18 protein-coding genes are annotated in these 19,608 nt (G+C 58.3%); 4 read left to right on the forward strand and 14 right to left on the reverse strand.

All coding sequences use genetic code 11. The features are described from left to right. Positions 1-308 precede the first annotated feature (308 nt). From HMPREF2562_RS04295 to HMPREF2562_RS04305, 3 genes are read right to left on the reverse strand one after another with little or no spacing between them, the layout of a single operon-like run. Positions 309-1,493 carry a THUMP-like domain-containing protein gene (locus HMPREF2562_RS04295; protein ID WP_070549673.1) on the reverse strand — a complete coding sequence of 395 codons (1,185 nt, stop codon included), beginning with the start codon at positions 1,491-1,493 and terminating at the stop codon, positions 309-311. A 54-nt stretch (positions 1,494-1,547) separates the two neighbouring features. Next, complete coding sequence (locus tag HMPREF2562_RS04300; protein WP_049172068.1) at positions 1,548-2,387, reverse strand: NUDIX hydrolase; 840 nt, start codon at positions 2,385-2,387, stop codon at positions 1,548-1,550. Positions 2,388-2,393: 6 nt separating this feature from the next. Further along, the gene (locus HMPREF2562_RS04305) at positions 2,394-3,230 is read right to left on the reverse strand and encodes an ABC transporter ATP-binding protein (protein ID WP_048735276.1); all 837 of its coding nucleotides are present in this window, start codon (positions 3,228-3,230) and stop codon (positions 2,394-2,396) included. Positions 3,231-3,370: 140 nt separating this feature from the next. Between HMPREF2562_RS04305 and HMPREF2562_RS04310 the strand changes: the two genes are divergently transcribed. Together HMPREF2562_RS04310 and glgB are read left to right on the forward strand one after the other, a co-directional pair. Further along, entirely contained in the window at positions 3,371-5,401 is a 2,031-nt protein-coding gene (locus HMPREF2562_RS04310) for an alpha-1,4-glucan--maltose-1-phosphate maltosyltransferase (RefSeq protein ID WP_049172064.1), read from the forward strand. 180 nt (positions 5,402-5,581) lie between these two features. Beyond that, positions 5,582-7,777, forward strand: a complete 2,196-nt coding sequence (gene glgB, locus HMPREF2562_RS04315; protein ID WP_049190093.1) for a 1,4-alpha-glucan branching protein GlgB — start codon at positions 5,582-5,584, stop codon at positions 7,775-7,777. A 128-nt stretch (positions 7,778-7,905) separates the two neighbouring features. Here glgB and HMPREF2562_RS04320 read toward each other — a convergent pair whose 3' ends face one another. Next, positions 7,906-9,078: a serine hydrolase gene (locus HMPREF2562_RS04320; protein WP_070549674.1), complete on the reverse strand. Its 1,173-nt coding sequence runs from the start codon at positions 9,076-9,078 to the stop codon at positions 7,906-7,908. 333 nt (positions 9,079-9,411) lie between these two features. Between HMPREF2562_RS04320 and HMPREF2562_RS04325 the strand changes: the two genes are divergently transcribed. Next, positions 9,412-9,807, forward strand: a complete 396-nt coding sequence (locus tag HMPREF2562_RS04325) for a TIGR02611 family protein (protein WP_016422463.1) — start codon at positions 9,412-9,414, stop codon at positions 9,805-9,807. Positions 9,808-9,858: 51 nt separating this feature from the next. Here the strand turns inward: HMPREF2562_RS04325 and HMPREF2562_RS04330 are convergent, their stop codons facing one another. Continuing rightward, positions 9,859-10,908: a co-chaperone YbbN gene (locus HMPREF2562_RS04330; protein ID WP_049172058.1), complete on the reverse strand. Its 1,050-nt coding sequence runs from the start codon at positions 10,906-10,908 to the stop codon at positions 9,859-9,861. Between the two features lie 84 nt (positions 10,909-10,992). After that, the gene (locus HMPREF2562_RS04335; protein WP_049172056.1) at positions 10,993-11,298 is read right to left on the reverse strand and encodes a thiamine-binding protein; all 306 of its coding nucleotides are present in this window, start codon (positions 11,296-11,298) and stop codon (positions 10,993-10,995) included. Between the two features lie 31 nt (positions 11,299-11,329). Between HMPREF2562_RS04335 and mce the strand changes: the two genes are divergently transcribed. After that, positions 11,330-11,782 (forward strand): methylmalonyl-CoA epimerase, encoded by a 453-nt coding sequence (mce, locus tag HMPREF2562_RS04340; protein WP_005509354.1) that lies wholly within the window; start codon positions 11,330-11,332, stop codon positions 11,780-11,782. 364 nt (positions 11,783-12,146) lie between these two features. On the opposite strand, the gene nucS is transcribed toward mce, so the two are convergent. The 8 genes from nucS to HMPREF2562_RS04380 form a co-directional block, all read right to left on the reverse strand. Then, complete coding sequence (nucS, locus tag HMPREF2562_RS04345; RefSeq protein WP_005509457.1) at positions 12,147-12,839, reverse strand: endonuclease NucS; 693 nt, start codon at positions 12,837-12,839, stop codon at positions 12,147-12,149. A 77-nt stretch (positions 12,840-12,916) separates the two neighbouring features. Beyond that, positions 12,917-13,420: a DUF2550 domain-containing protein gene (locus tag HMPREF2562_RS04350; protein WP_016422460.1), complete on the reverse strand. Its 504-nt coding sequence runs from the start codon at positions 13,418-13,420 to the stop codon at positions 12,917-12,919. Positions 13,421-13,637: 217 nt separating this feature from the next. After that, positions 13,638-14,009, reverse strand: a complete 372-nt coding sequence (locus HMPREF2562_RS04355) for a F0F1 ATP synthase subunit epsilon (RefSeq protein ID WP_049172054.1) — start codon at positions 14,007-14,009, stop codon at positions 13,638-13,640. An 11-nt stretch (positions 14,010-14,020) separates the two neighbouring features. After that, the gene (gene atpD / locus HMPREF2562_RS04360; RefSeq protein ID WP_005509621.1) at positions 14,021-15,460 is read right to left on the reverse strand and encodes a F0F1 ATP synthase subunit beta; all 1,440 of its coding nucleotides are present in this window, start codon (positions 15,458-15,460) and stop codon (positions 14,021-14,023) included. Between the two features lie 2 nt (positions 15,461-15,462). Then, complete coding sequence (locus tag HMPREF2562_RS04365) at positions 15,463-16,443, reverse strand: F0F1 ATP synthase subunit gamma (RefSeq protein WP_005509705.1); 981 nt, start codon at positions 16,441-16,443, stop codon at positions 15,463-15,465. A 53-nt stretch (positions 16,444-16,496) separates the two neighbouring features. Then, the gene (gene atpA / locus HMPREF2562_RS04370) at positions 16,497-18,140 is read right to left on the reverse strand and encodes a F0F1 ATP synthase subunit alpha (RefSeq protein ID WP_005509387.1); all 1,644 of its coding nucleotides are present in this window, start codon (positions 18,138-18,140) and stop codon (positions 16,497-16,499) included. Positions 18,141-18,194: 54 nt separating this feature from the next. Continuing rightward, a complete protein-coding gene (locus tag HMPREF2562_RS04375) occupies positions 18,195-19,013 on the reverse strand; it encodes a F0F1 ATP synthase subunit delta (protein WP_048735245.1) in 819 nt (272 codons plus the stop codon). Between the two features lie 5 nt (positions 19,014-19,018). Next, entirely contained in the window at positions 19,019-19,582 is a 564-nt protein-coding gene (locus HMPREF2562_RS04380; RefSeq protein WP_005509352.1) for a F0F1 ATP synthase subunit B, read from the reverse strand. Between the last annotated feature and the right edge of the window lie 26 nt (positions 19,583-19,608).

A 19,608-nucleotide genomic window follows, 5' to 3' on the forward strand; every position in this document is an offset into this window, starting at 1 on the left:
GGTGAACGTTTATCTGACCTTACTTCGCAAGCCGCCTCACAATAAAGTGAACCAGGCCACGCTCTAGGTCGTCTGTGTTGAAGATAACAGAACCTATCGCCAATGCGAAGGTGATCCAGATAACAATGTCGTTATTTTTTTAAATTTTTTTCTACACCACGAGCACAGCCCGCCCGCCAACATGCCATTTCCGCATGTCAGAGGTTAATAATACGCAACCGATCGCAGTTGCCTCCGTGGTATTCGCCAACAGCAAACACCGATCCCCAACGGGCTACCCCCACCAATTTTCCGTCGTAAAGCGGTCCTCAACCGATCTCCCGGGGCTGACAGATAAACGCCGTCGCGCTCCGTCCGATGCGCGTGACCACCACCGCCAACGCCCTGGAGCCCTTAAGCTTCCACTGCTTGCGCAACGCGTCGGGGTTGACGTCTACGCCGCGCACGAGAATCTCCACCGATCCGCAATCCAACGCTGCCAGTGCCTTGCGAACCTGCTTCAAATTCACTTGCTCAATAACTTCAAACCCGGCAATGCCCTGTGGCAACGCATCACCGCTAAGATGCGCAATCCGTTCATCGAGCTGCCACAGCCCATGTGCCGCCGCAAAATGCCGCACCAGCCCGGCGCGCACGATTGCTCCGTCCGGGTCAATGATGTACCGACCGGCCGCCCGTACGTCGATGTCGTCAGGCATGGTGTCGTCGTATGTCTGCACGTTCACCGCCGACAACTCTAATGGCCTGTGCTTATCGACGGTCTGGACAACCATCGCCGACCGCGTTACGGATTGCCCCTCGGTAACTCTGACCAGCCCCGGCGTATATAGACACGCCTCCTTGACCGCACCGTCGACCGAAGTGACAGCTACTTCCCCGCTCCACTCGCTGAAGTCGAGGCCCGGCGCACATTTGATAGCTAGTTCTTTGTCGGGCCAGGCGGCTATGAGCGCCGACAGTGGCGGAAGCAGGTCCTCCGGGTTGGTGATCCTACGCCCACCGGAACGGCGTGCAGGGTCAGCGACAATGACAGGTGCGTCAAAGGCCGGTTGCAAAGCATCGGCCTGCGCGAAGATGTTCTTGCCGACGTTATGCCGCGCCATGGCCAGCCGTGCAAGGTCGAGATCAGACCCGACGACGGTCAGGCCCTCGTGGTCAATTGCTGCCACTTCAGTACCAATGGAGCAGGTCACATCGGCCACTGCTTCGACACCGAGATCCGCAAGCCTACGGGCGCGAGCCATCGCGACGACAAAGGGCGTGGCCTGTTGCGCTGCTTCGGAAGAGAAGATCCAGTCCCCTGGCAGTTTGCTGACCGCCGAACGCCGAGCTGCCGCAACTTCAATGACCGCGCGACCAAACTCGCCACAGTGTTGGCGTAGATGCGCGGAGTCTGCAATCAGAGACTTTTTAGTGAGCGCGAGCTGGTCGGCCTCATCTAGCCACTCCGGGTGAGCAGCAACAGCGGCCACCTCTGCAGCGGACAGGGACACTCGTTATCTCCTTCCAACTAGGGATCAGCCGGTTAACGGGGGTTGAGTAGTCGGCTAACGGTTCATACGTTTGCGCAAATGCCCCATGTGGGTGGCAACGGCAAAGTACTCATCCATAAAAGGTTCCCCGAGGAAGTCACTACTGGTGCGTCGCACCGGAGTGTTTCTGGCCGCCTCGAGAGCCTCGGCCACAGTACTGACGCCGTCCAAGCGAGTTAGTTGCGCCCAGGTCGGAGGCATGAGGCCAAGTAGCCCACGGCGCCATCCATCCAAAATCGTAGTCGGTCGGAACCAACCTGAAGATGATGCCTCAGAGGTGTCACCGTCGGCCCTTTGACCGTCGGGAAGCGCGGCGAGGAAGAAATAGGTGTCGTAGCGAATGGGGTTGGATTCGGGTGTCACCCAGTTAGCCCAAGGACTGACGAGTTCGGCATCGAGCGCCAGATTTTCATTGCTAAGGAAATCCGTCAATGACAACTCGTGGGCTTCCAACTGTCGTCGCTGACGGTGGAAGCGGTGACCATCTGCGACAATCTCACCGCCAGCATCGCGAACCAACAGAGTGCCTGTTTCCTCAAAGGTCTCACGCACGGCCGCGCAGGTGAGCGCGTGCGCCCGCGCGCAGTCGACGTTAAAAGCCTGCGCGATCCGCGACTCGGGGTCGGCCTCCAACAGCTCGGTCACGGCCATGACCTCATTCGCGACAGCGGGGAAATCACGCTGGTCTACTCCACCGCCGGGGAACACGGTCATGTTGGCCGCAAAACGCATTGAGGATACGCGTTCTTGAACGTAGACCTCGAGCCCGCAGTGGGTGTCGCGGAGCAGCAACACAGTCGCAGCCAGTTTCGGCGACGCGGGTGTATTCGGGGTTTCAGGTGTCGGAACCGCCATGAGCGTCTACTTCTTCCGGTGCTTTCCAGCAGGCCGTGCCCGGCGCGCAAAGTAGCGATCATCGATGCGATCGACGACGATTTCCTGGTGGAAAGCCTTGGTCAGGTTCTCACTGGTCAGGACGTCGTCAATAAGCCCCTGTGCGATGACATTGCCTTCGTCGAGGAGCATCGCATGGGTGAAGCCGTACGGAATTTCTTCCGGGTGGTGCGTAATCATCACCATCGCCGGCGCATCCGGGTCGAGTGCGAGTTCGCCTAAGTAACCGACGAGGTCCTCGCGACCGCCGAGGTCGAGTCCGGCTCCCGGCTCGTCGAGAAGCAGCAATTCGGGGTTGACCATCATGGCTCGTGCGATGAGTACGCGCTTGCGCTCTCCCTCACTGAGAGTGCCCCAGGTGCGGTCTGCAAGATGCTCAGCACCCATGCGCTCGAGAATCTCGGAGAGCTGTTCGAAATCCATCTCTTCATAGGTCTCACGCCAGCGCCCCAGGACGGAGTAACTGGCGGAAATAACAAGGTCCGCGACCTTTTCGTCATTGGGAATGCGGTGAGCAATCGACGATGATGTCAAACCAATCATGGTGCGCAGATCACGCATGTCGGTGCGCCCAATCTGCTCGCCCATCACATGGGCCACCCCTGAAGACGGGAACTCCTCCGCTGCAGCAATGCGCATCAAAGAAGTTTTGCCTGCACCGTTCGGCCCCATGATGACCCAGCGTTCGTCAAGTTCTACTTGCCAATCGACCGGCCCGACCAGCGTACGGCCACCACGGATGAGGTTTACGTCGCGAAAGTCGAGTAGCAAATCTTCGTTAAAGTCTTCTTCCAATTCAGCCACACATCCATGGTGCCCTAACTTTGCCCAAATGTGCGCTTGGACATTCTCATCTATCCTCGGTAGAGAGCAAATCGAGTTCACTCGAGATGGTTTTGCTTCGATTTTCACCTAGCTCGCCGACAATTAGGAGAACGTCTTTTATGACTGGTCGAATCGGTATTGATGACATCCGTCCTCAAATCAACGGTGGTGCAACTCCATCGAAGGCCGTAGTGGGTGAAGTCGTCCCAACCTTTGCCGTCATTTGGCGAGAAGGCCACGACGCGATGAACGCCACGCTCAACGTCAAGGGGCCGAAGGAATCAGCTTTTGCTTCCCGCTCACAGCGCATCCCAATGCACTTTTCTGACCATGATCCAAATCAGGTCAATGCCACCTTCGTCCCAGATGTTCCCGGGCTGTGGACCATTCGCATTGATGCCTGGTCCGACCCGATGGCAACGTGGCGCAACGCTATCACCAAGAAGTTCGAGGCCGGTCAGAGCGAAGCTGAACTCGCTAATGATCTAGAAATTGGCGCCGCTCTCTTCGACCGCGCCGCCGCTGGTGCCGCTGCTATCCACCGCAACCACCTACGCTCCATCGCCGCAGGTCTGCGCGGCGACGGCGATCTTCGCGCCCGCATTGCAGCCGCGCTTTCCGACGAGACCCGCGCCATTTTGCAGGCGCACCCGGTGCGCGACCTTTTGACCCGCGGAAAGACCCGCAAGATCAAGGTTGACCGCCGCGAAGCCCTGTACTCCTCTTGGTATGAGTTCTTCCCTCGTTCCAACGGTGGTTACGGCGAAAATGGCGAGCTGCTGCACGGCACATTCAAGACTGCGGTTGCACAGCTTGATCGCGCTCAGCGCATGGGCTTCGACACGGTCTATCTGCCCCCGATTCACCCAATCGGTGAAATCAATCGCAAGGGTCGCAACAACACCCTGACCCCGGAACCGGGCGATGTCGGATCTCCGTGGGCTATCGGCTCCGCAGAAGGTGGCCACGACGCCATCCACCCGAGCCTCGGTGACGAAAAGGACTTCAAGGAATTCATCAAGGCTGCTAAGGAGCGCGACCTCGAGGTCGCTATCGACCTAGCGCTCCAGTGTGCACCGGACCACCCCTGGGCTAAGGCTCACCCGGAGTGGTTCACCGTGCTGCCGGACGGCACCATTGCCTACGCCGAGAATCCGCCGAAGAAGTACCAGGACATCTACCCGCTGAATTTCGACAACGATGCCAAGGGCCTGTACGCAGAGGTTCTGCGTGTAGTGAAGTTTTGGGTCAAGCGTGGAGTCAAGGTCTTCCGCGTGGATAACCCCCACACCAAGCCGGGCAACTTCTGGGAATGGCTGATTGAAACCGTTCACGAAACCAACCCGGAGGTCATCTTCCTCGCCGAGGCCTTCACCGCCCCAGCCCGTCTCTACGGTCTGGCCAAGGCTGGCTTCACTCAGTCCTACATCTACTTCCCGTGGAAGACTACGAAGGAAGAGCTGACCGAATTCGGCGAGGAGATTACCCGCCATGCGGACATCGCTCGCCCATCCCTATGGGTCAATACCCCAGATATTCTGCATGACTTCCTGGTCAAGGGCGGCCGTGGAGCCTTCGCCATCCGCGCCGCGCTGGCTTCCACCCTATCTCCGCTGTGGGGCATGTACTCCGGCTTCGAGCTGTTTGAAAACGTTCCGGTCAAGGAGGGCTCCGAGGAGTACCTCGACAGCGAGAAGTACCAGCTCCGCAGCCGCGATTACGACCAGGCACTGGCCACCGGCAACTCGCTGGAGCCGTTCATTGCCACGCTGAACAAGATTCGCCGCGAGCACCCGGCTCTGCAGCAGCTGCGCAACCTGCACTTCCACGACATCGACAATGACAACCTGCTGGCTTACTCGAAGCTCGATCCGGTCACCGGCGATGCCATCCTCGTTGTTCTCAACCTCGATCCGTGGAATGCCCAGGAAGCTACCGTGCACCTCGACATGGATCGCATTGGGCTCCGCAACCACGACCGCATGGATGTCACTGACCTGATTACCGGCAACCAGTTCAACTGGGGCAAGGACAACTACGTCCGCCTGGCACCGTGGGAAAACGTCGCGCACATCATCAAGCTGCCGGAAATCGATGTCAAGCTCCGCCACAAGTTGGCTTGGCGCGACGTCCCCGACTACGAGGGCTAGAACGCTTGCTGGGAACTTTCGGGGTTAGTGGGCCGCTGACCTGACCACTGTCGCAACGATTCGTCGTTAGGCTGGCGGGTGAGTTAGCAGCCCACTGTCCCCTACCTCCCTCTATTTCTTTAAAACTGAACTCAACAACTTCACATTCACCTACCTAGAAACGCTTCGGAAGGACCTTCCATGGGAGCCCACACAGATCCCCGCCTCGCAATTGATTCCGGCGATATGGATCGCCTGCGCTACTGCACCCATCACGATCCGCACAGCATCTACGGCGCACACGTCGTGGACGGTGACACGGTTATTCGCACGAGGGTCTTCGGCGCTCAGGCAGTTACTGTCGTCAGCACGCGCGGCGAGTTTGAAGCGGAGAACCTGGGCGACGGTTTCTTCACCGCCCTCGTCCCAGGCGGCGATGACTTCGACTACCGCCTGCGCATTACGTGGGACTCCGGCGAAACCGTAGAGCGTGCCGACGGCTACCGTTTCCTCCCCACTATTGGCGCTGGTGACCTGCACCTAATCGGCGAAGGACGTCATGAGGAACTGTGGAAGGTTCTCGGTGCTCACCTTCGCAGTTACGACACAGAGCTGGGTACGGTCGAAGGCACCTCGTTTACGGTCTGGGCTCCGAACGCACGTGGCGTAGCCGTGGTCGGTGACTTCTGTATGTGGAACGGCGCGCAGTACCCAATGCGCTCTATGGGTGGTGCAGGTATCTGGGAGCTGTTCATCCCGGGTGTGGGTGAGGGCGAAGTCTACAAGTTCGCCATCACGACACCGGAGGGACAGCGCCGCGATAAGGCCGACCCGATGGCGCGTGCTGCTGAGCTCCCACCGGCTACCGGGTCGATTGTCGCGACCTCCGACTACACCTGGGGTGACCAAGCGTGGATGGAAAAGCGCGCCAACACAGACTGGACCGAAGAGCCCATCTCTATCTACGAGGTCCACTTGGGTTCCTGGAAGCAGGGCCTGAGCTACGAAGTTATGGCGGAGAAGCTGGTGCGCTACGTGGTCGACATGGGCTACACCCACGTGGAGTTCATGCCAGTATGTGAGCACCCGTTCACCGGTTCCTGGGGTTATCAGGTTTCCGGCTACTACGCTCCGACCAGTCGCTTCGGCACCCCAGACCAGTTTCGCGGTCTAGTTGATGCCTTCCACGCCGCTGGCATCGGTGTCATCATGGACTGGGTTCCGGGGCACTTCCCGAAGGACGAGTTCGCACTTGCCCGCTTCGATGGCACGGCTTGCTACGAGCACCCGGACTGGCGTCGCGGCGAGCAGCGCGACTGGGGCACCTACGTTTTCGACTTCGGCCGCAACGAGGTACGCAACTTCCTCTACGCCAACGCACTGTACTGGGCAGAAGAGTTCCACATCGACGGTCTGCGCGTCGACGCAGTGGCTTCCATGCTGTACCTGGACTACTCCCGCAATGAAGGCGAGTGGCTGCCGAACCAGTACGGTGGCCGTGAAAACCTCGATGCTGTTCAGTTCCTGCAGGAATTCAACGCCACTGTACACAAGCACAACCCGGGCTTCCTCACCGTGGCCGAAGAATCCACTTCTTGGCCGGGAGTGACCGCACCTACCGAACACGGTGGCTTGGGCTTCTCTATGAAGTGGAACATGGGCTGGATGAATGACACGCTGGAGTACTTCAGCAAGGAGCCGATTTACCGCTCCTACCACCACCATGAGCTCACTTTCGCTATGGTCTACGCCTACTCGGAAGAGTTCATTCTGCCGATTAGCCACGACGAGGTCGTGCACGGCAAGGGCTCGCTGTGGGAGCGCATGCCGGGCGGCGATTGGGATAAGGCCGCAGGCCTACGTACTTTCCTGACCTTCATGTGGGCGCACCCGGGCAAGCAGCTTCTATTCCAGGGTCAGGATCTTGGCCAGAACCACGAGTGGAACCACGATGAGTCCGTGGCTTGGGACAACCTCGAAGGTTGGAGCGGCGAATTCCACCGCGGCATTCAACTGCTGGTTAAGGACATCAACGCCATCTACAAGGAAAACCCAGCGTTCTACACCCAGGATGACCGCCCAGAGGGCTTCCAGTGGATTAACGCGGATGATTCCACAAACAATGTTGTGTCCTTTGTCCGTTACGGCACCGATGGCTCGGTCGTCGCCTGCGTCTATAACCTGTCGGGAACCACGCAGGAAATCTACAAGATTGGCGTACCGCGCGGTGGCCAATGGACGGAGATTCTGAACACAAACGCATCGCGTTACGAGGGCTCCGGCTACGGTGAAAACGGTACTGTGACCGCGGTCGAGCACGGTTGGAACGGCCAGGCTCACTCGATTGATTTGGTGCTGCCGGCCAACACCGCCGTTTGGCTGAAGTGGCAGGGCTAGTCCCGAATCCAGCCAAACAAAAGACAATCACATAGGAATTGCCCGTGCTGCACGGTTTTCAGTGATCTGAGTTTCAGCCTGAAAACCTGACACACGGGCAATTTTGTTTTGGGGAGCGTATCCAGGTCCTATCCACGGAACGGATTGAACCAGTCAGGTTCCAAAGATTCGTTGTAATTCGCAGAATCTGAATCATCGATGTACCCGGATCCATCCATGCTGTCGGTTCCGATACGATCAGGAATGCCGTCGCCATCCTCATCCGCGCTCCACGTCGCAGCCTGCTTAGCAGTCAGTGGCTTGCCATCCTTACCAAGGCGATTGTAATCCGGCAGAAGCTGGGCTATTTGGGAACCCAGCTGGCCGAGCAGGCCGTCGGTAAGCTCATTGAGCGGCACCTCATCAAAGCGCGTCGTAATGGCGTAAGCGATGGGGCCGGCTGCGGTGTACAAAATACCGTGGTCATTAACGCCCTCGGCAGTGTCACCGGTCTTCTGGACTGCGGAGCCGACGTACATCACAAACTTCTGCGAACCACCGTAAGTGAGGTAGGTCAATGCAGTTTGTGCCGTGTCCTTGGTAATGAAGTTGTGCTTTGAGGTGCCATCGGCCACTTCCTGGAGACGTGCCATGAACAGCGCAGCTTGAGAGGGAGTAAACCAGGACCGATCACCGCTGGGATTGGGGATGTTGAACTTGTTGCCCAGGTGGTAGCGCTTGTCATCAACACCGGCTTCCTTGATGGTTTTGTTGACCTCGTCGAAACCAGCGACAGCGTCAATCAACCCATTCGCCGCGGTGTTGTCCGAATACCGCATCACGTACTGCAACAGCCCGTCGAGCGTGTATTGGCCAGGGCCAATCACGCTTCCGCCAACACCATTGTCCCAATCGACCGTCACCGTCTTGTCTAGGTCATCGCCGAATTTCTTCAGCGCAGTAACCACTAACGGAGCCTTGATGGTCGATGCGGAGTACTCCTTCGTATCCTCGCCTACCGACGCCGTGAGCCCTTTGTATGGACCGTCAATGACACGCAAATAGACACCTAAATCAATGCCATAGTTGTCGGAGAAACTCTTAGCCGCAGTATCGAGGACGTCCTGTGCATCAGACCAGGTGACTTCCTCGGAAGCATCCCAACCGTTATCTGGAGCATTAGGTTTTGTGGTAGCAGTGGTGGCCTTGGACCCGGTGGTGCTTGGGACATCGATGGTGCACCCCGCCAACAGAGTCGAGGCCGAAAGCGCAACAATGACCGAGGCGGAAGTAGCGCGAAGGGCTTTGGGGCGAAGTCGCATGCAAAACTCCTGGCTGCAGAAAACTGAAGACCAAAGGCACCTAGCGCAGTATGAACTGTCTGAGGTGAACAGGTGGATGAGATGCAGTGGTAACTGCTGTAAACCACTGAGAACTGTTGGAAGATTACCACCTTCCGAAAAATCTCGTTGCACTGGGGCGCAGCTTTTGTGCAACAATGGATTAAATATAGACATGATTAAAAGAATCAATGTCCAACGGTGCACCCAGGCAGTTGAGCTGCACATTTGATGCTTAATGCTTCAACGATGCCTCGTCCGAGACCGCTGCTAGAAATAGCGCACGGCACCGAAAATCGGAGGAAGTGAATCGCAATGAAGGAAAAGGTACATCGCTTGATGGACCGCATGCAGATTCGCCATGCCCATATGCGCAACACCTGGTATGGGCCGGTACTCTCCCCGGTTCTTCTCGTCGCAGGCTTCGTATTGCTCATTGTTGGCATTATCATTTTGCCAACTCCTGCTCCCGGATGGCTCTGCATCTTTGTTGCACTGGGAATTCTCTCGTTGGTGCATCCGCCGACACGTCGCCTGAACATCTGGTTGGCAGCAAAATTGGACGCCTTTTACGCCTGGTATGCGGAGCGTCATGTGGCAATGAAAGCAACACTTTTCCTGTTGCTAATGGCGTTTATGGCCGCTGTAATGGGCAGCGTCTACTACTTCATGGCTCCGGATGACTGGCCATACACCGACGCTTCAAGCTAGGAGCCTGAGCGCTTTCCAGGCTCCTAGTACAGTGCCCCTAGTCCAGTACTCCTAGTACAGTGCGCTAGCCATCCTCCGGCGTGCATCCAATGCCACTGGATCTGCGGTATCGAATAGCACAAGCAGCTCTAGTAGACGCGACTTGATGGCCTCACGGTCATCGCCAAACACCTGCGGGAGCAACTTCAACAAACGATCGAGCGCCTTCGCTGGATCGTCGACAAGCATCGTGACATCCGCGGCATCGAGGGCGAGCGCGACGTCCTTCGGCGCAGCGTCGGCCTTTGCAATTGGATCTGCGCTGCGATCGATTTTGGCAGCGCGGGCGAAGAAGGACACATTCGCGTGAGCGCGCTTCAGCCCCTGATTTGCGGGCTCGGACTGCAGCATAGCGTCATACAGCTCCAACGCTCCGTCGAAATCGCCCTCCTCGAGCAACTCTTCAGCCTGCTCCAAACGCGGGTCATCGGTGGGTACGGGATTGCCGAAGAAGTCAGTCGGCTCCGGAGCCTCCGGCCCGCTGCCCTCCCCAGCCATACGAGTTCCCGCCGGCAACCCCTTGAGACGACCCCGAGTGGCCTTCATAACCTGCGCCAGCCACTGCTCCAGCCAATCCCTGGTTTTCTCGCCGACAAACATGCCAATGGGACTGCCCATAGCCACAGCCGTGACTGTCGGCACTGCCTGCACACCGAATGCCTGGGCCAGCTGCGGATGCTCCTCAGCATCTGCCCACGCCAGGATCCAGTTCAAATTAGCCTCACGGGCCATGCCTTCTAGCTCAGCCCGAAGACGCAACGAATCAGCTGCTCCAGCCATGCCGATCAAGACAATAACCGGGACCTGCTCCGAGCGCAGAACGACTTCTGCCTCAAGGGTCTGCGGGACAATCTCAACTACAGGAGGAAGCCCATTTCCCTGATCACTGGTTGCCCGCTCGATCTCCTCTCGGCGCTTACGTTCGGCTTCGGCGCGCTGGTGGAGCTGCTCCAAATCAACCGTGCCGGGTGGTGGCGGCGGAGTCGAGCACTCGCGGTGACCGTGTGCTCCATGCGAGTGACCATGAGAATGGCCATGTGCGTGACCATGTCCAGCTGGCATCGTCAAAGGGGTTCCTCTCCAGTGTCGTCGTAAAGCCTATGTAAAGACCTATGTAGAGCCTACGTGTCCAATCCGAACAAGAGACTAGTCGGTGGCTTTCAGCGCATCCTCGACCGCATCCACTTTCGCACGCAGCTGCCCGGTGTATCCGTTGCGAATGTCCGCTTTGATGACCAGAGAAGTACGCGGACTGACACGGCTGACTGCTTCCGTGGCTCGCTTAATGACATCCATCACCTCATCCCATTCGCCTTCAACAAGGGTGAACATGGCATTGGTCTCGTTGGGCAGGCCAGATTCGCGCACAACACGCACGGCTTCAGCAACGGCCTCAGCCATTCCCTGCTCAGGATCGGAGAAAGTGGGGGCAACAGAAAATGCGACAATCATGGCGCCGATAATAGCGAGTACCCTGGAAACTATGAGTGAGACACAGATTCCCGTTCCCCATAAGTACGTAGTCGCTGTTGATCACGTCGGCGTCGCAGTCCCGGATTTTGATGCCGCTATTGAGTGGTACCGCGCAAACCTTGGTTTCATCAACTACCACGATGAAGTCAATGAAGAGCAGGGTGTCCACGAGGCCATGGTCGGCCCGGCCGACAAGGTTGAAGGTGGCACTCTGGTTCAGATTCTCGCGCCACTGAATGACCAGTCCACGATTGCAAAGTACCTGGACAAGAAGGGTCCAGGAATCCAGCAGTACGCAGTTCGTGTCACTGATCTGGAGGCGCTGATGGCGCACCTGAAGGAGCAGGGCACCCGGGTGCTGTACCCGGAGCCGAAGATCGGTACCGCAGGTTCGCGCATCAACTTCATCCACCCGAAGGATGCCGGCGGCGTCCTGCTGGAGCTCGTTGAGCCGGCTAAGTAAATCTATCCCCAGCGGCGCGTGATAGTGCGGTGAGCTCTATTGCGCCAGCAGTTAGTGTGCCAATGGCGCCGGTCATCGGCGCCTGCACCATAATCCTGCGGCCAAGCTACGATGTGCGAGGTCCCGGGCATGATTTCCTGGTCGCACCCTGGACAGCGATAAACCTTGTTCGACTGTCCAGCGCTGATGTTACGCACCGCAAAGTCCACGTCCTGCCAACCGGCAGGCCCAGATTCAGTGCGGGTGTTTTGGAAAGAACTGCCAAATGTGGGCAGGCTGCCGCGATTCTGGCCGTGGTTATTACGCCCGCCGCGTTGGTTGCCTCGTTGATTACCGCGCCGCTTGTGGTTTCGCCTAGGCATGGCTAGAACAACCGCAATTCATTGGACTCCAGGCCACGCAGGGCGTCGTAATCCACGGTCACACAGCGAATCCCACGATCCTCTGCCAGAGTCTTGGCCTGTGGCTTAATCTCCTGGGCAGCAAAAATCCCTTCCACCGGTGCCAGCAGCTCATCGCGGTTCAGCATCTCCAAGTAACGGGTTAGCTGCTCAACGCCATCGATACCGCCCCGACGCTTAACCTCGACTGCAACGGTGGCGCCGTTTTCATCGCGGCCAAGCAGGTCCACCGGTCCGATCGGGGTTGGGTATTCGCGCCTAATCAGGGTGTAGCCCTCGCCAAACGTTGTGAACTGATCTGCAAGCAGTTCCTGTAGATGCGCTTCTACCCCGTCCTTCTCCAGGCCAGGGTCCTCTCCCAGTTCGTACGTGCTATCAGCCAGCACCTTGCCGATAGTTATACGAAGCTGCTCGCCCTTCTTATTCTCGACGACCCAGAGCTTTTCACCAGTGTCTTCACCCGACTCGTCGAGAATATCCTTCTCCGTCAGCGTGCACGGCGGTGTCATCCAGTTTAGAGGCTTATATGCACGGTCGTCGGCATGCACAGAAACAGACCCATCGGCTTTCACCAACAGCAAGCGCGGGGCATGAGGCAGATGGGCATTCAAGCGACCGACATAGTCAACGGTGCATTCAGCAATCACAAGGCGCATTCCCCTACCCTAACGTGACTGCCGCGCGGGAGAAAACAATACCCACTAGAGCCTTAGCAATAGCCTGTCGTCCGAGGCTAATACTGACTTCCTCGGCCACGGTTATAAGCCGAACGGAAACGGCGCTCAATGTCTGTAGGAAACTCACGAGTCTGGCGTGACGACGGCTTCGACTCCACCCACGCCACCAGCGCAGTGTCCGAGGACGAGTCCACAGCAAACTCCCATTCGGTATTTTTCCCCGTTTTAATCCTGACTACCCGAAGCCCGGGCGCGAAAAAACCCGCCTCGATGTCAGTCGGATCTCGGCGATCCACAATAGTGACATCGTGACGGGCAAATTCGGCATCACAGCCAGGACGCAGCGAACGTAGCTTGTACATCTTCAACGTCGACTCGGAATAAACAATGACACCATGGCGCCAATGACTGCCATCACCTGCAGGAAGGCGACGAGCAATAACAGGAGTACCTTTTGCATGCAGGCTGGCGAAACGCCACAGGGCAAGGACCCCGCCGACGATCAACATCGCACCGATAATCATGAACATGATTGACATCATGGTTACGCTTGAAAACACTATCTGCCAGCCTCGCATCCGGGTGAATAGACGACGAACCTTGGTTCAAAAGCGCATTAGAGGCTTTTTACAAACCCTACCCGATTGTTGCACTGACATGAAAAATAACTAAGAAAAACGGGGCGGGAAGCTGGCAAGATTTCTCTTGCGAGCTCCCCGCCCCGTTTAAAGAAGCAGGAAGAATACGGTCGTGCGACCGGATGTTCAGGCGAACAGACTAGTTGGTGGAAGCGCGACGAGCCGCGCGGACCTCCGACTCAGCCTGAGCCTTTACTGCAGGGTCATCCGAAGTCAGGTTGGACTCGGCCTCGGAGAGGTTAACCTCGTCAGCCCAGACTGCCTTATCCGCGAGGATCGAAACCTTCGAGGTAGACACGGAAATGAACCCACCCTGTACCGAAGCGACAAGAACCTTGCCGTCTGCGGTCTTGATGGTCACCGTGCCGTTGTTGACCAGCTGGCCAAGCAACGGCTGGTGTCCGGGCAGCACGCCGATCTCACCCTCGGTGGTCTGGGCAGAGACCAAAGTGGCCTTGCCCTTCCAGAGCGGTCGCTCAACGGCAACCAGTTCAGCGGTGATTTCAGCCATGAGGATGCCCCTTACTTCTTCTGCATTTCAGCGTACTTCTTCTCGACATCGTCGAGGCCACCCAGGCCGTCGAAGGCCATCTCCGGGTAGTTGTCGAAGTCGCCCTTGCAGATGCGGTCGAAGGCAACGATGGTGTCCTTCAGCGGGACGTACGAACCAGGCAGACCCGTGAACTTCTCAGCAACGAAGAAGTTCTGACCCAAGAATCGCTGGATACGACGTGCACGCTGCACGGTCACCTTGTCCTCCTCAGACAGCTCGTCCATACCGAGGATGGCGATGATGTCCTGGAGTTCCTTGTTCTTCTGCAGGATGTTAATAACCTGCTGAGCAACTCGGTAGTGCTCCTCACCGACGATCGACGGCTCGAGGATACGAGAAGTCGAAGTCAGCGGGTTCACTGCCGGGTAAATACCCTTCGATGCAATCGAGCGGTCGAGCTCGGTGGTTGCATCGAGGTGGGCGAAGGTCGTTGCCGGAGCCGGGTCGGTGTAGTCATCGGCAGGCACGTAGACGGCCTGCAGAGAGGTAATCGAACGGCCCTTGGTGGACGTAATGCGCTCCTGCAGAACACCCATCTCGTCAGCCAGGGTCGGCTGGTAACCCACGGCGGAAGGCATACGACCCAGCAGGGTCGAAACCTCAGAACCGGCCTGGGTGAAACGGAAGATGTTGTCAATGAAGAGCAGCACGTCCTGGTGCTGAACATCGCGGAAGTACTCCGCCATGGTCAGACCCGACAGCGCGACACGCATACGGACTCCCGGCGGCTCGTCCATCTGGCCGAAGACGAGGGCGGTGTCCTGGAGAACGCCCATCTCTTCCATTTCCAGGAAGAGGTCGGTGCCCTCACGGGTACGCTCACCAACACCGGCGAAGACCGAAGTACCGGAGAACTCGCGTGCAATACGAGTAATCATCTCCTGGATCAGAACGGTCTTACCGACACCGGCACCACCGAACAGACCAATCTTGCCGCCCTTAACGTACGGGGTCAGCAGGTCGATGACCTTAATACCGGTTTCCAGAATCTCGGTCTTGCCCTCGAGCTGATCGAAGGCCGGCGGCTCACGGTGGATGCCCCACTGCTCGCCATCGCGACCCAGGCCCGGCTCGTCCAGGCAGTCGCCCATTGCGTTAAAGACGTGACCCTTGACGACGTCACCAACCGGAACCGAAATCGGCTTACCGGTGTCCTTGACCTCTGCACCGCGGACCAGGCCGTCGGTCGGGGCCATAGCAATGGTACGAACCATGTTGTCGCCGAGGTGCTGTGCAGTCTCGAGGACAATGGTCTTGGCGACCGAAGGAAGGGTAACTTCCACGGTCAGCGCGTTGTAAAGTGCCGGCAGTTCGTTACGCGGGAACTCCACGTCGACGACGGCACCGATGACACGCACAACACGGCCCACAGCCGTGGTGGTGTTCTGCTCACTTAGAGCTGTGCTCATATCTAGTCACTTTCTCCGCTGTCGTCGAGCGCACCGGCGCCACCGACGATTTCTGTGATTTCCTGGGTAATCTGTGCCTGACGTGCCTGGTTAGCAACACGCGAGAGGTCCTTGACCAGCTCGGTAGCGTTGTCCGTCGCGGACTTCATAGCGTTACGACGGGCAGCGGACTCAGAGGCAGCGGCCTCGAGCATCACTGCGAACAGGGTACGGGACACGTACTGCGGCAGAAGCTCTGCCAACAGGGTGTCTGCATCAGGCTCGAATTCGTAGTCCGGCTTGAGGTCATCTGATCCATCGGACAGCATGTCCTCGCCCTGAGCAATCTCGACATCCTCGTACACAGGCTCAATCGGGAGCATCTGGTGTGCACGCGGAATCTGAGAAAGCATGGACACGAATTCCGTGTAGACAACGTGGACCTGGTCGAAGCCCTGAACGGCCTCGCCGTTGGTGCCACGCAGGCCTTCGCGGTACTTGGCAGTGCCCTCGGCCGTAGCGTTGAAACCATCAATGAGGTGACGACGCACGTCGTGGGTTGCGGCGTAGTCCGGATCCTGGGAGAAGCCCTCCCACGTACCGGCGAGCTCGACACCACGGAAGTCGTAGTAGTCGGTGCCCTTACGGCCAGTCACGTAGAGAACGACCTCATGCCCCTGCTCTTCCAGAGCGGTACGCAGCTCTGCAGCCTTCTTCAGGACGTTGTGGTTGTAGCCGCCACACATGCCGCGGTCACTGGTGACAACCAGGACTGCAACACGCTGGTTACCCTCACGCTTTACGAGCATCGGGTGATCCAACGACGAAGCCGATGCGAGACGTCCGATGACCTTCTCGATTTCGTCGGCGTACGGCTGGGAGTCTGCTACGCGACGCTGCGCCTTGGTAATGCGCGAGGTTGCGATAAGCTCCTGGGCCTTGGTGATCTTCTTGGTCGAGTTCACCGACTTGATTCGGGCTCGAAGTTCACGAAGATTCGCCATGTCCTATTCCCTCCCTTCAATTGCGAAAACGGTCATTGAGTAGCTCAACCTGCCTAGTTCTGGGCAGTCTTGCGGGAGACCGTAATCTGCTGCTTCTTGAGCTCGCCCTCGTCGAGTGCCTCGACCGGAGCCTCGGAAGCCAGCGGTGCGCCCTCAGAAGTCTGGAAGGACTTCTTGAAGTTAGCGGTAGCGGACTTCAGAGCAGCCTTGGACTCGTCAGAGAAGGCGACGCCGCCGTCAATCTGCTCGAAGACTGCAGGCTGAGTGTCCTGCAGGTGCTCAAGCAGCTCGGCCTCGAAGCGACGGACGTCCTCAACCGGGACATCGTCGAATTCGCCCTCACCAGCGAGGTAGATGGAGGTCATCTGGTACTCGACCGGCTGCGGGTGGTTTTCCTTCTGCTTCAGCAGCTCAACCAGACGCTGACCGCGCTCCAGCTGACGCTTGGAGGCATCGTCCAGGTCGGATGCGAACATTGCGAATGCTTCCAGGTCGCGGTAGGACGCGAGGTCCAGACGCAGGTTACCGGAAACCTTCTTCATGCCCTTGGTCTGTGCGGCACCACCAACACGGGAAACCGACACACCGACGTTAATAGCCGGGCGGACACCCTGGTTGAACAGGTCGGACTCGAGGAAGACCTGGCCATCGGTAATGGAAATGACGTTGGTCGGAATGAAGGCCGACACGTCGTTTGCCTTGGTCTCGATGATCGGCAGTGCGGTCAGCGAGCCTGCACCCATGTCGTCGGAGAGCTTCGCAGCACGCTCCAGCAGACGGGAGTGGAGGTAGAAGACGTCACCCGGGTAAGCTTCGCGTCCCGGCGGGCGACGCAGCAGCAGCGAGATGGCACGGTATGCCTCTGCCTGCTTAGTCAGATCATCGTAAATGACCAGGACGTGCTTGCCCTGGTACATCCAGTGCTGACCCAGTGCGGCGCCTGCGAATGGTGCAAGCCACTTGAAGCCTGCGGCATCCGACGCCGGGGCAGCAACGATGGTGGTGTACTCGAGTGCGCCCTGCTCCTCGAGGGTCTGGCGCACACCAGCAATGGTGGAGCCCTTCTGACCGATAGCAACGTAGATGCATCGCACCTGCTTGCTCGGGTCACCGGACTCCCAGTTAGCCTTCTGGTTCAAAATGGTGTCCAGGCAGACCGCGGTCTTACCGGTCTTACGGTCACCAATGATCAGCTGACGCTGACCACGACCAATTGGGGTCATTGCGTCGATGGCCTTAATACCAGTAGCCATCGGCTCTTCAACCGGCTGACGCTGCAGCACGGTCGGTGCCTGCAGCTCGAGGACGCGGTCCTCTTCAGCCTCAATGTCGCCCAGGCCGTCAATCGGCTGGCCCAGGGGGTTAATTACGCGACCGAGGAACTTGTCCCCGACCGGAATCGAAAGGACGTCACCCGTCCGCTTTACCTCGTCACCCTCTTTAAGCGACTCGAAGTTACCCAGCACCACAACGCCGACCTTGTCGGTGTCAAGGTTCTGAGCGACGCCAATAACGCCGCCCGGGAACTCCAGAAGCTCATTCGTCATGACCGACGGCATTCCCGAAACCTGGGCGATACCATCAGCTGCACTGATAACAACGCCAACCTCCTCACGGGAGGCCTCCGGGGAGTAGCTCGAGGTGTAGTTCGCAATCGCGCTACGGATCTCGTCGGAGGAGATCGTCAGCTCCGCCATGTTCTTCCTGCTCTCGGTAATATTCTTCCAGTGATTAATCGTCTAAACCATCCGTCAGCCGAGGCCGACGCGCAGCTTCTCAAGCTTTGTTGAAAGGCTACCGTCGATGACCTCGTCGCCAACCCGGATGACCAGTCCACCGAGAATCGACTTGTCGATCACGGTGTGGATGGACATCGCCTTGCCGTAGACTCGGCCGAGCTTGTCCGCCAGTGCTCGCTCTTGCTCGTCAGAGACGGCCGTGGCACTGGTCACGCGAGCGACGACGTGGTTCCGCAGGCCGGCGGCTAGCCGGGACAGGGAGTCAATGTCGTCCGCGGGGCGCTTGGATGGGCGGCCAACAGCCTGCAGTGCCAGGGTTTCGGTCACGGAAGTGACCTTGCCGTACAGCACAGAGGCGAGGAGCCCACGCTTGGCTTCGGGGGTTGCGGCCTTGTCGGCCAGCAGCTGTTCAAGCTGCGACTGCTCAGCCAGGATGTGTCCCAGTTGGAACAGCTCAGACTCAACAGTCTCAAGCTGTCCCTGGCCTTCGGCAGAGCGAAGGAGGGCTCGACGGCCCAGCTCTACCAAACCCTCACGCATTTCACGCGGGGTGGACCATACCTGCGCGGCAGCATCCACGACGAGGTTAAGAGTCGTCTCAGATACCTTGCCCGCGAACAGGCTCCGGACAAGGCCGGAACGCTGTTCCGCAGTCGCCGAGGTGTCGGCGACAGCGACACGCAGGCCGCGGTCGGAGTCCAGGACCTCGACGATGTCGAAAAGCTCGGAACCAGTCTGAGCAGCCTGAGCAACAGCGACATTGTCGCCACCGATAGCGGCGTCCAGTCGCTGGCTAAGGGCTGCCAGGGATTCGCGGCTTGCTGCGTGCATGTCGCCTACTTTCCGGCCGGGGCCACGGTGTCAAGGTTGGACAAGAAGTTGTCAATCGTCGACGAGTTACGAACGTCGTCGGAAAGCTGCTCGCCCAGAAGGCGCTCAGCGAGATTGATGGAGTTCTGGCCCATTTCCTTACGCAGCTCTGCGACTACCTGCTCACGCTGGGCAGCGAGCTGCTTCTCACCGGACTCGATGATTCGTGCGCTCTCGTCATTAGCCTTGGTCGTAGCGTCTGCAATGATGCGCTGACCCTGTGCACGGGCTTCGTCGCGAATCTTTGCTGCTTCAGTACGGGCCTCTGCGAGCTGACTGTTGTACTTTTCCAGAGCGGCCTTGGCTTCAGCCTGTGCAGCTTCAGCGCGTTCAATGCCGCCCTCAATCCGGTCCTCCCGCTCGGTCAGGACCTCCTGGAACTTCGGAAGAACGAGCTTCCAGAAGAGAACCAGGATAACTACCAGCGGGACAACGGACCAGACGATGTCATAGGTCTTTGGCAGCAGCGGGTTAATGGACTCTCCCATCGGGAGGTCACCCGCCGCTAGCAAAAAGGTGAAATCTGTCATGGTTTACGTGTTCTCCGCTTGAAGGT

Origin of the sequence: Corynebacterium sp. HMSC077G07, from assembly GCF_001809225.1 — a bacterium.
Taxonomy (GTDB): domain Bacteria; phylum Actinomycetota; class Actinomycetes; order Mycobacteriales; family Mycobacteriaceae; genus Corynebacterium; species Corynebacterium jeikeium_D.